Consider the following 11,845-nt stretch of genomic DNA (forward strand, 5'->3'; position numbering starts at 1 on the left):
AAACCGAGCGGCTGCCCTCAAGCCTGTGACTGGCGGATCGAAGTGACATTCGAGGTGGATCGATGAACCAGGCTGTGGCGCACCGGTAAACCGCGCAAGCGGGGTTCGACAAGCGGCCGCTCGACCAGGCTACGCCTGACCGGCAGGCCCTTCGGCACAGGCCTTGGCACCGGTTTGTTCATCTTGTAACCGGTGTAACGCACGCCCTGAAAACCGATACCGGCGATGACCCCCAGCACGCCCAGCACATAGCCGACATCGGATTGCGGATCGGCGATCCTCGCTACGCCACCGGCACCCGCCACTGCCGCCGATGACATGAAACCGATGGCGCCGACTGACATGACCTTGTCAGCCCTGGAGGCGGTGCCTGCACGCCATTTGGCGAACCTGACCTTGGTCAGCTTGTACATCATCCCCGAACTGACCGCCGAACCGACCAGTACCACGTAGGGCAAGACGTCACGCACCAACTCGCCGATATCGAAATGCCCGCTCGGATCGCGGCGATTGAGCGGGTCGCCCCGGCAATAGGCATAGGCACCCAGGCCGCCCTCGCCGAACGGGCTGAGGCTGTCGGCGCTGTTGAAGCGCATCAGCACCGGGTTGTAGGCGCGGTAGCCGTTGCCCAGCAGGTAATGGCCGGTGAAGGGCTCGGCATACTCGCCGTTGAAGCCGGCAGGCCGCCGCAGGCCCTGGTACGGCCGCCGACTCGCCTCGGCCTTGGCGCCGAAGCGGCGAGCCACCCGGTCCAGGGCGTCGTAGCGATAAAAGACTGTGGCCATGGCTGCCTCCCGCCGCACCGCATGCATCGCCAGGGTGCGGGAAAGCCACGGCGCAAGACACTGGCAGAAGTGGCAGGGCCTCGTAGAGCGAGCTTGTTCGCGATCAAGTCGTCACGTTCCCCACAGCGGGGCGGCTTTGCCCGCCCGTCGCGAGCACGCGTCAACAAGAAACCTCAAAGCGCCTTTTCGAAGATCTTCGAATTGCGCTGGTAGTTGTACAGCGAGGCGCGGGCGCTGGGCAGGCGGTCGACGCTGCTGGGCTCGAAGCCACGCTCGCGGAACCAGTGCGCGGTGCGCGTGGTGAGCACGAACAGCGTGGTGATGCCCAGAGCGCGGGCGCGGTCCTCGATGCGTTCGAGCAGTTCATCGCCCCGGCCACCGTGGCGGTATTCCGGGTTCACCGCCAGGCAGGCCAGCTCACCGGCCTGGGAGTCGGCAATGGGGTACAGCGCGGCGCAGGCGATGATCATGCCTTCGCGCTCGACCACGCTGAACTGCTCGATTTCGCGCTCCAGCACTTCCCGCGAGCGGCGCACCAGAATGCCCTGCTCTTCCAGCGGGGTGATCAGGTCGATCAGCCCGCCGACGTCTTCGATGCCGGCCTCACGGACCCGCTCGAACTGCTCCTGGGCCACCAGGGTGCCGCTGCCGTCACGGGTGAACAGTTCGGCCAGCAACGCGCCGTTCTCGGCGTAGCTGACGATATGGCTGCGGCCTACGCCACCGCGGCAGGCTTCGGCGGCGGCGTCGAGCAGTTCGGCCTGGTAGTTGCTCATGCCCAGGCGCTGCAGGTGCGCCGGCACCTGTTGCGGACGCAGTTCACGCACCAGCTTGCCGCTCTCGTCGAGCAGACCGGCCTCGGCGCCGAACAGCAGCAGCTTGTCGGCGCCCAGGTCGATGGCCACGCGGGTGGCGACGTCCTCGCAGGCCAGGTTGAACACCTCACCGGTGGGCGAGTAACCCAGCGGCGACATCAGCACGATGTGCCGCTCGTCGAGCAGGCGGTTGATACCCTTGCGGTCGACGCGGCGCACTTCGCCGGTGTGCAGGTAGTCGACACCGTCGAGCACGCCGATGGGCCGTGCAGTGACCAGGTTGCCGCCGGTGACGCGCAGGCGCGAGCCCTGCATCGGCGAGTTGGCGATGTCCATCGACAACTTGGCTTCCAGGGCGATGCGCAGACCGCCCACGGCGTCGATGACGCACTCCAGGGTTTCCGCATCGGTCACCCGCAGGTCGCGGTGGAAACGCGGCTGCAGGCCACGCTGCGCCAGGCGGTTTTCGATCTGCGGGCGGGTGCCGTGGACCAACACCAGGCGCACGCCCATGCTGTGCAGCAGCACCAAGTCATGGACGATGTTGCCGAAGTTGGCGTGTTCGATGGCATCGCCCGGCAGCAGGACCACGAAGGTGCAGTCGCGGTGGGCGTTGATGTAAGGGGAAGCGTGGCGAAGCCAGTTGACGTATTCGGGCATGAACGCAAAAGCCTGTGTGGAAGTGGACGAAAGACAGAAACACACTCACGACATGGTGGCGGTCATCGTCGGAACAGGCCTGGCAACACGCGCGGTCTCCTTGGGCTGAGTGATAGGGCCGGCCCGCTCATTGCGGGCTCAGGCAGTAGTGTTCGATCAGTTGCCTCAACAGACGCACGGTAGGCTGCAAACGTGACATTTCGAGGTATTCGCCCGGCTGATGGGCACAGGCGATATCACCGGGGCCCAGCACCAGGGTCTCGCAACCGAGGCGTTGAAGATAAGGCGCCTCGGTACCAAATGCCACCGCTTCGGCCGTATGGCCTGTCAGACGCTCGGCCAGACGCACCAGTTCCGCATCGGCCGGCTGCTCGAACGGCGAGCACTCGGGGAACAGAGGCCGGTAATCGATGCTCACCTGATGCCGTTCGGCCAGTGGTTGTAACTTCTGACGAATCAGCCCGCGGAGAATTTCCGGGTCCATGCCCGGCAGCGGGCGCAGGTCGAACTCCAGCGAACACTGGCCACAGATGCGGTTGGGGTTGTCGCCGCCGTGGATGCAACCCAGGTTGAGGGTCGGCTGCGGCACGCTGAACTGCGGGTTGCGGTACTCGGCCTGCCACTGCGCCCGCAGGCCCTTGAGGTCGCCGATCACGTCGTGCATGGCTTCCAGCGCGCTGTGCCCCAGGCTCGGGTCGGAGGAATGGCCGCTGCGCCCGAGGATGTCGATGCGCTCCATCATCACCCCCTTGTGCAGGCGGATCGGCCGCAACCCGCTGGGTTCGCCGATCACCGCCGCGCGGCCCAACGGGCGCCCGGCCTCGGCCAGGGCGCGAGCACCGGCCATGGAGCACTCTTCGTCGCAGGTGGCGAGAATCAATAACGGCTGCTTGAACGGCTGGTCGAGCAGTGGCCGTACGGCCTCGATGATCAGCGGGAAAAAGCCCTTCATGTCGCAGCTGCCCAAGCCGACCCAGCGGTCATCGACCTCGGTGAGCTTCAACGGGTCGCTCTGCCACAGCGCTTCGTCGTAGGGCACGGTGTCGCTGTGCCCGGCCAGCACCAGGCCGCCGGGGCCGCTGCCGTAGCTGGCCAGCAGGTTGAACTTGCCAGGGGAAATGGTCTGGATCTCGCAACTGAAGTCCAGGTCGCCCAGCCAGCCGGCCAGCAGGTCGATGACCGGGCGGTTGGACTGGTCCAGCGCGGGCTGGGTGCAGCTCACCGAGGGGGTGGCGATCAGGGCAGCGAACTGCTCCTTCAAGGACGGCAACGGCATGGGCAACGGCTCCTCGCGGGCTGAGCGACCATCATAGGGCCATAACGCGCCAGGAATAAACCGCCCATGTCCTGTAGACTGCCGCTCCATGCAGCCCGTGCGGCTGCCCGTTCACCCGTACCCCCCGCGTTTGGATCGCCCCGGCCATGCAGAAAGAAACCGAAATCAAACTCCGCGTCAGCCGCGAGACCCTTGCCGCCCTGCGCGAGCACCCCTTGCTGAAGAAGCGCAACAAGAGCGGCTGGGAGCGCCTGGAGCTGACCAACCAGTATTTCGACACCCCGGAACGTGACCTGGCCCGCGCCAAGGTCGCGCTGCGCATCCGCCGCGACGGCGAGCAGCTCATCCAGACCCTCAAGACCCGTGGCCAGAGCGTCGCCGGCCTGTCCGAGCGCAACGAATTCAACTGGGACATCCCCAAGGCCAAGCTGGACCTGAAGAAACTCGACGGCCAATGCTGGCCCGAGCAGTTGGCCGAGCTGGACAAGAAAACCATCAAGCCGCTGTTCACCACCGATTTCGTGCGTGAAAAGGCCGAAATCGCCTGGGGTCGTGGCAAGGCCAAGGTGGTCATCGAAGCCGCTCTGGACCTGGGCCAGGTGGTGGCCGGCAAGCACAAGGAAGAAATCTGCGAGCTGGAGCTGGAACTGCGCGAAGGCGAGCCGGATGCCCTGCTGGAACTGGCCGCCGAACTGGCCACCAGCCTGCCGCTGATGCCCTGCGACATCAGCAAGGCCGAGCGTGGCTACCGTCTGTTCGATGCCGACAGCTATTCGCTGAGCTTCAAGGCACCGGCACTGCACGCCGAACTGCCGCTGGACGATGCCTACACCGCCCTGGCCTGGCACCTGCTGGGCAGCAGCCAGCGGTTGGCCGAGCAGTATCGCTTCAATGGCCACTGGCGGTTGCTCAAGGACTGGGTCGAGCGCCTGGCTGAACTGCGCGCCCTGACCGCCAGCCTGGGCCAGTGCGCGCCACGCACCACCACCGCCAGCCTGCGCAAGGCGCTGGACGCCCTGCTCGAAGACTGGCGCCCGCTGGTGCAGGCCGGCCAGGACGACGCCGACGTGCGCGCCGCCGCCCATGAGCAGTTCCTCGAAGAGCTGCAGGACACCCGCTGGGGCGAGTTCTCGCTGAACACTTCGCGCTGGCTGCTGGCGCGCAGCTGGACGGTCGAGCGCAACAAGCGCGGCGAACGCCTGGGCGCGGTACCGCTGGGCAACTGGCTGCCGACCCTGCTGCAAGCGGAAGCCACCGCCCTGCAGCTGGACCGTTACCAGCAGCAGCCTGAAGACCTGGCCGAGCAACTGCCGCGCATCGAACGCATCCAGGCCTGGATGCACTGGGCTCGCGACGTGCTGGAACTGCCTGAGGTCGACCAACTGTATGGCGAGTTGAACAAGCTGGAAGAACTGGCCCACGCGCACATCAGCGACGAGGTGCTCGAACAGCGCGTACGCCAGGCCCTGACCGTGGCCCAGACCAAAGCCTGGAAGACCCTGCTGCGCGGTTGACCGGATGCCCCGGTAGGACCGGCTTCAGCCGGGATGGTGGTGGCGAACCCTTCGCGGCTGAAGCCGCTCCCACCAGGCCGACGAAAGCCCGGTAGGACCGGCTTTAGCCGGGATGACGGTGGCAACCCCTTCGCGGCTAACGCCGCTCCCCCCAGGCCGACGAAAGCCCGGTAGGACCGGCTTCAGCCGGGATGACGGTGAAAAGCCCTTCGCGGCTGAAGCCGCTCCCACCAGCACCAATGAAAGCCCGGTAGGACCGGCTTCAGCCGGGATGGCGGTGAAAAGCCCTTCGCGGCTGAAGCCGCTCCCACCAGGCCGACGAAAGACCGGTAGGACCGGCTTCAGCCGGGATGGCGGTGACAAACCCTTCGCGGCTGAAGCCGCTCCCACCAGCACCCATGAAAGCCCGGTAGGACCGGCTTTAGCCGGGATGGCGGTGACAAGCCCTTCGCGGCTGAAGCCGCTCCCACCAGCACCGATGAAAGCCCGGTAGGACCGGCGTTAGCCGGGATGGCGGCGACAAGCCCTTCGCGGCTGAAGCCGCTCGCACCAGCACCGACGAAAGACCGGTAGGACCGGCTTCAGCCGGGATGACGGTGGCGAATCTATCGCGGATTAGGCCGCTCCTGCTGGAGCGGCCTTTTTGCATCAGTTCAGAACGGTAGCGCCCTGCTGTGCGGCTGCCTTGCGGCGGCGCGAGGTCAGCAGGCCGGTGGCGATCACGCCGATGCTCAGCAGCGCCGTGGCGACGATCTCCATGCGGTGCTTCTCCATGAACAGCATGGTGATCAGCACGGCCGAGATGAACAGGATCACCGCCCAGGTCAGCCAGGGGAACAGCCACATGCGGAAGGTCAGCGGCTGACCGCTGGCCAGCAGCTTGCGGCGCATGCGCAGTTGCGACACGGCGATGACCAGGTACACCAGCAGCGCGATGGCGCCCGAGCTGGCCAGCAGGAACTGGAATACCGCTTCCGGGGCCACGTAGTTGGCGATCACAGTCAGGAAGGCCGCGGCAGTCGACAGCAGCACCGCCCAATGCGGCGTACCGGCGGCGGTGGTGCGGCTGGCCATGGCCGGCGCGTCACCGCGCTTGCCCAGCGAGTAGAGCATCCGCGAGGCGGTGTACAGCGCCGAGTTCAGGCAGCTGGTCACGGCGATCAGCACCACGATGTCCACCACCAGCTTGGCGTTCGGAATGCCCATGCGCTCCAGGACGGTCTGGTAGGAACCCACCTGCGCCAGGCTCGGGTCGTTCCATGGCACCAGCGACACGACGATGAAGATCGACACCAGGTAGAACAGGCAGATACGCCAGATCACCGAATTGGTGGCCTTGGTGATCTGCTTGGCGGGGTCTTTGGATTCCGCAGCGGCAATGGTGACGATCTCGGTGCCCATGAACGAGAACATGGTGGTGAGAATGGCTGCCAGCACCGCGCCCAGGCCGTTAGGCATGAAGCCGCCGGTGTCGAACAGGTGGCTGACACCGCTGACCTGGCTGATCGGCAGCAGGCCGAAGATCGCGGCCACACCCAGGGCCACGAAGGCGATGATCGACAGCACCTTGATGAGCGCGAACCAGAACTCGAACTCGCCGTAGTTCTTCACGCTGAACAGGTTGGTGGCGGTCAGCAGCAGGGTAATGACCAGCGAGTACACCCAGAACGACACCTGCGGGTACCAGGCATGCAGGATGGCCGCCGCGGCGTTGGCTTCCAGTGGAATCACCAGTACCCAGAACCACCAGTACAGCCAGCCGATGGTGAAACCGGCCCAGCGCCCGATGGCGCGGTCTGCATAAGTGGAGAAGGACCCGGTGTCCGGTGAGGCCACGGCCATTTCAGCCAGCATGCGCATGACCAGAACGACCAGGGTGCCAGCAGCGGCGTAGGCCAGCAGCACGGCTGGGCCGGCAGCGGCGATGGCGTGGCCGGAGCCGACGAACAGCCCGGCACCGATGACGCCGGCAATCGACAGCATGGTGATGTGCCGAGGTTTCAGGCCCTGATCAAGCGTGGAGGAATTTGCGGAATTGCTCATGGAAAGCACCTTTACGAATCGAGCCATACACACCGGCGCGCCCTCGTAAAAAGAATGCTACGGCGGTGTTCTTTATCCTTTACGCAAGATCCGCGCCAGAAACATCCTGAAAACGACGTCGCGTAGAGAATGCGCGGCTTACAGACGAATCGCTGAAAGGGATTTTTTACAGCCCGTGCAGGATTTGTTACCGAACGCCTCAGAATTTCCCGATGAAACGCACCACACGGAAACATTTTGTCGTAACGAGCACCAAACAAGTGCAACACATGGACTGCCATTTGGCCCTAAATGCTTTTCAGCCCCCGGCAAAACTGGCAACATCGCGCCCTTTTGCGCCAAACCGCCGGCCTTGGAGAGCCTTTTCCGCGCTGGCCGTTGCCGTTGCGGCGACACTCCCTGCCCCCCATGCAAGCGGCTGCGCCGCCCCAATAGAGGGCTATGCTCAGCGCCGGGCAGATCGCCAACCCGCGCACGCATCAATTTTTGTGAGGACCCCACATGGCCGAGGCCACGCCCGCCCTGGAAATCCGCAACCTGCACAAACGCTACGACAAGCTCGACGTGCTGCGGGGCGTTTCCCTGACCGCACGTGACGGCGATGTCATCTCGATTCTCGGTTCGTCCGGTTCCGGCAAGTCGACCCTGCTGCGCTGCATCAACCTGCTGGAGAACCCGCACCAGGGCCAGATTCTGGTGAACGGCGAAGAGCTGCGCCTCAAGCCGGCGCGCAATGGCGAGCTGGTCGCGGCCGACAACGCGCAGATCAACCGCCTGCGCAGCGAGGTCGGTTTCGTGTTCCAGAACTTCAACCTCTGGCCGCACATGAGCGTACTCGACAACATCATCGAGGCACCGCGCCGGGTACTGGGGCAGAGCAAGGCCGAAGCCACCGAAGTGGCCGAGGCGCTGCTGGCCAAGGTCGGCATCGCCGACAAGCGCCACGCCTACCCCACCCAGCTGTCGGGCGGCCAGCAGCAGCGCGCGGCCATCGCCCGCACCCTGGCCATGCAGCCCAAGGTCATCCTGTTCGACGAACCGACCTCGGCCCTGGACCCGGAAATGGTCCAGGAAGTGCTCAACGTCATTCGCGGCCTGGCCGAGGAAGGCCGGACCATGCTGCTGGTCACCCATGAAATGAATTTCGCCCGGCAGGTATCCAGTGAAGTAGTCTTTCTGCACCAGGGGCAGATCGAAGAACAGGGCACTCCCCAGCAAGTCTTCGAGGCCCCGCGTTCGGTACGGTGTCAACAATTCATGTCGAGCAATCGCTAACGGAGCAACACCCATGCAGACGTACAAGAAGTTACTGCTGGCCGCCGCCGCCACTCTGGCAATCACCGGCAACGCGTTCGCCGAGACCCTGAAGTTCGGGATCGAGGCTGCCTACCCACCGTTCAACAACAAGGATGCCAGCGGCCAGGTGGTGGGCTTCGACTATGAAATCGCCCAGGCCCTGTGCGCCAAGATGAAAGTCGAGTGTCAGCCGGTGACCTCCGACTGGGACGGCATCATCCCGGCGCTGAACGCCAAGAAGTTCGACTTCCTGATCTCTTCGCTGTCGATCACCGACGAGCGCAAGCAGGCCGTGGACTTCACCGACCCCTACTACTCCAATAAGCTGCAGTTCATCGCGCCGAAGACCACCGAGGTGAAGGGCGAGAGCGCTGCAGAGCTGAAGGAATCGCTCAAGGGCAAGACCATCGGTGCCCAGCGCGCAACCCTGGCCAGCACCTGGCTGGAAGACAACATGGGCAGCGACGCCAACGTCAGCCTCTATGACACCCAGGAAAACGCCTACCTGGACCTGTCTGCCGGCCGCACCGACGCCCTGCTGGCCGACAAGTACGTTTCCTACGAGTGGCTGAAGAGCGACGCGGGCAAGAACTTCGAGTTCAAGGGCAAGCCGGTCGAAGAGAACGACAAGGTCGGCATCGCCGTACGCAAGGGCGACGACCCGCTGCGTGAAAAGCTCAACGCCGCCCTGAAGGAAATCATCGCTGACGGCACCTACAAGAAGATCAACGACAAGTACTTCCCGTTCAGCATTCTCTGATCCACCCTCCGGCCAGCGCTCCCCGAGGGGCGGCGCTGGCCGGACGGCTGCCTGAAACCACCTGCCCATGAACATCGAACTCCACGGATTCGGCCCGGCGCTCGCTGCCGGCATGCTGATGACGGTGCAGCTGGCCCTTGCGGCGCTGTGCCTCGGCCTGGTGCTGGGCCTGCTCGGCGCCCTGGCCAAGACCTCGTCCAACCGAGCCCTGCAATGGCTCGGCGGTACTTATTCGACCCTGGTGCGCGGCGTACCCGAACTGCTCTGGGTGCTGCTGATCTACTTCGGCACCGTCAACGGCATGCGCGCCCTGGGTAACTGGCTGGGCATTCCCGACCTGGAACTCAACGCCTTCGCCGCCGGGGTCATCGCCCTGGGCCTGTGCTTCGGCGCCTACGCCACCGAAGTGTTTCGCGGCGCCCTGCTGGCGGTGCCCAAGGGCCATCGCGAAGCCGGCCTGGCCCTGGGCCTGTCGCGCGCACGGATCTTCTTGCGCGTGGTGATGCCGCAGATGTGGCGCATCGCCCTGCCCGGCCTGGGCAACCTGTTCATGATTCTGATGAAGGACACCGCGCTGGTGTCGGTGATCGGCCTGGAAGAAATCATGCGCCACGCGCAGATCGCCGTAGGCTTCACCAAAGAGCCTTTCACCTTCTACCTGGTGGCGGCCTTCATGTACCTGGGCCTGACCGTAGTGGCCATGACCGCGATGTACTTTCTGGAAAAACGCGCCGCCCGCGGCCTGACGAGGAGCGCCTGATGAACTGGGAAGTGATCATCAAATGGCTGCCGCGCCTGGCCCAGGGCGCGACCCTGACCCTGGAGCTGGTGGCCATATCCGTCATCGCCGGGCTGATCCTGGCCATTCCCTTAGGGATTGCCCGCGCCTCGAAGCTGCCGGCAGTACGCGCCCTGCCCTACGCCTACATCTTCTTCTTCCGTGGCACGCCGCTGCTGGTGCAGTTGTTCCTGGTGTACTACGGCATGGCGCAGTTCGACGCGGTGCGCCAGAGCGTACTGTGGCCCTACCTGCGCAACCCGTTCTGGTGTGCGGTGATCACCATGACCCTGCACACCGCTGCCTACATCGCCGAGATTCTGCGCGGTGCCATCCAGGCGGTGCCCACCGGCGAGATCGAAGCGGCCCGCGCGCTGGGCATGTCCAAGCACAAGGCGCTGCTGCACATCATCCTGCCCCGCGCCGTGCGCATCGGCCTGCCGGCCTACAGCAACGAAGTGATCCTGATGCTCAAGGCCAGCGCCCTGGCCAGCACCATCACCCTGTTGGAACTGACCGGCATGGCGCGCACCATCATCGCCCGCACCTACCTGCCGGTAGAGATCTTCTTCGCCGCCGGGCTGTTCTACCTGCTCATGTCGTTCGTGCTGGTGCAGGGCTTCAAGCTGCTGGAAAAAGCCCTGCGGGTCGACATGACCCAAGGCCGCTGAACGGCACCCCGTGAGCCGCGACCTGCTCAGCCGCTTCCAGGCCCTGGACCGCTTCCTGAGCGAGCACCAGGACCTGTGGCGGCCCAAGCCCTTCACCGAGCGTGAACTGGCCTGGGAGCAGCAGCACCCCCAGCTCGCCACCTGGCTGCGCAACCGCAGCCTGGAACAGGCCGAAGCCGCGCATAACCACCCCGAGCAGCTGGCCGCCCCCGCGCCTTTTCCACAACTGGCCGCGCAAGCGGTGGCGCTGGCACAGGTCGACGAACTCCCCGCCCAGCCCCTGGCCCCGGTGCCAACGCGCCTGAGCGTCGACGTGCCGGGCCGCAAGTGGCAGCAGATCGAAGCCTTCGCCAGCCGCTTGGCCTTCACGCCCGCCCCCAGCCACTGGCTGGACTGGTGCGCCGGCAAAGGCCACCTGGGCCGTCGCCTGACCCGTCCCGGCCAGCACCTGACCTGCCTGGAATACGACCCGGCACTGGTCGAGGCCGGCCAGGCCCTCAGCGCTCGCCATGCTATCGATGCCGAACACCACCTGCAGGACGTGATGGCCGCCGATTGCGCCGGGCAACTGCTTCCCACCCACACGCCGGTGGCGCTGCACGCGTGCGGCGACCTGCACGTGCGGCTGCTGCAGCTGGCCAGCCAGGCGGGTTGTGCACAGCTGGCCATCGCGCCGTGCTGCTACAACCGCACCACCACCGAGCACTACCAGGCGCTGTCCCGCGCCGGGCAGGCCTCGGCCTTGCAACTGACCAAGGACGACCTGGGCCTGCCGCTCAGCGAAACCGTCACCGCCCCGGCGCGGGTGCGTCGCCAGCGCGACCAGTCCATGGCCCGGCGCCTGGGCTTCGACCTGCTGCAACGCCGCCTGCGCCATGTGGACAACTATCTGCCGACCCCTTCGCTGCCCGTCGCCTGGCTGGCCCGCCCCTACGCCGACTACTGCCAGGAACTGGCGCGGCTGAGGCACCTGCCCGCCCTCGGTGAGCAGTATTGGCCCGAGCTAGAGGCAAAAGGATGGCAACGTCTGGCGGAAGTCCGCAATCTCGAGCTATTGCGCAACCTGTTCCGCCGCCCGCTGGAAGTGTGGCTGGTCCTCGACCGCGCCCTTTACCTGCAAGAACGAGGCTACGACGTGCAGCTGGGCAGCTTCTGCTCCACCGCTCTAACCCCCCGCAACCTGCTGCTGATTGCCCGACAAAAGGCATCCACAACCTGTGGATAACTCTGTTGATGAAAATCCGCAG

At 65.3% G+C, this 11,845-nt stretch carries 10 protein-coding genes; 6 read left to right on the top strand and 4 right to left on the bottom strand.

Annotation, left to right across the window (positions count from 1 at the left end; genetic code table 11):
* Positions 1 to 17: 17 nt before the first annotated feature.
* The 3 genes from RRX38_RS14970 to argE all read right to left on the bottom strand — a co-directional run bounded on the left by RRX38_RS14970 (position 18) and on the right by argE (position 3,536).
* Positions 18 to 785 (bottom strand): RHS repeat-associated core domain-containing protein, encoded by a 768-nt coding sequence (locus RRX38_RS14970; RefSeq protein WP_315959759.1) that lies wholly within the window; start codon positions 783 to 785, stop codon positions 18 to 20.
* 173 nt (positions 786 to 958) lie between these two features.
* Positions 959 to 2,260 carry an amino-acid N-acetyltransferase gene (gene argA / locus RRX38_RS14975; RefSeq protein ID WP_295472803.1) on the bottom strand — a complete coding sequence of 434 codons (1,302 nt, stop codon included), beginning with the start codon at positions 2,258 to 2,260 and terminating at the stop codon, positions 959 to 961.
* Positions 2,261 to 2,387: 127 nt separating this feature from the next.
* A complete protein-coding gene (gene argE, locus RRX38_RS14980) occupies positions 2,388 to 3,536 on the bottom strand; it encodes an acetylornithine deacetylase (RefSeq protein WP_315959760.1) in 1,149 nt (382 codons plus the stop codon).
* Positions 3,537 to 3,682: 146 nt separating this feature from the next.
* Between argE and RRX38_RS14985 the strand changes: the two genes are divergently transcribed.
* Positions 3,683 to 5,050 carry an inorganic triphosphatase gene (locus tag RRX38_RS14985; protein WP_315959761.1) on the top strand — a complete coding sequence of 456 codons (1,368 nt, stop codon included), beginning with the start codon at positions 3,683 to 3,685 and terminating at the stop codon, positions 5,048 to 5,050.
* Between the two features lie 648 nt (positions 5,051 to 5,698).
* Here the strand turns inward: RRX38_RS14985 and gabP are convergent.
* Positions 5,699 to 7,093: a GABA permease gene (gene gabP / locus RRX38_RS14990; RefSeq protein ID WP_295472809.1), complete on the bottom strand. Its 1,395-nt coding sequence runs from the start codon at positions 7,091 to 7,093 to the stop codon at positions 5,699 to 5,701.
* Positions 7,094 to 7,594: 501 nt separating this feature from the next.
* Between gabP and RRX38_RS14995 the strand changes: the two genes are divergently transcribed.
* From RRX38_RS14995 to RRX38_RS15015, 5 genes are all read left to right on the top strand, one after another.
* Positions 7,595 to 8,368: an ABC transporter ATP-binding protein gene (locus RRX38_RS14995; RefSeq protein ID WP_295472811.1), complete on the top strand. Its 774-nt coding sequence runs from the start codon at positions 7,595 to 7,597 to the stop codon at positions 8,366 to 8,368.
* A 13-nt stretch (positions 8,369 to 8,381) separates the two neighbouring features.
* Entirely contained in the window at positions 8,382 to 9,149 is a 768-nt protein-coding gene (locus RRX38_RS15000) for an ABC transporter substrate-binding protein (RefSeq protein WP_315959762.1), read from the top strand.
* 67 nt (positions 9,150 to 9,216) lie between these two features.
* Complete coding sequence (locus tag RRX38_RS15005; RefSeq protein WP_315959763.1) at positions 9,217 to 9,909, top strand: ABC transporter permease subunit; 693 nt, start codon at positions 9,217 to 9,219, stop codon at positions 9,907 to 9,909.
* The gene (locus RRX38_RS15010) at positions 9,909 to 10,598 is read left to right on the top strand and encodes an ABC transporter permease (RefSeq protein ID WP_315959764.1); all 690 of its coding nucleotides are present in this window, start codon (positions 9,909 to 9,911) and stop codon (positions 10,596 to 10,598) included. Before RRX38_RS15005 ends, RRX38_RS15010 begins: the two co-directional genes overlap by 1 nt.
* A gap of 10 nt (positions 10,599 to 10,608) precedes the next feature.
* A complete protein-coding gene (locus RRX38_RS15015) occupies positions 10,609 to 11,823 on the top strand; it encodes a methyltransferase (protein WP_315959765.1) in 1,215 nt (404 codons plus the stop codon).
* Positions 11,824 to 11,845: the final 22 nt, after the last annotated feature.

The organism is Pseudomonas sp. DTU_2021_1001937_2_SI_NGA_ILE_001 (assembly GCF_032463525.1).
GTDB lineage: Bacteria > Pseudomonadota > Gammaproteobacteria > Pseudomonadales > Pseudomonadaceae > Aquipseudomonas.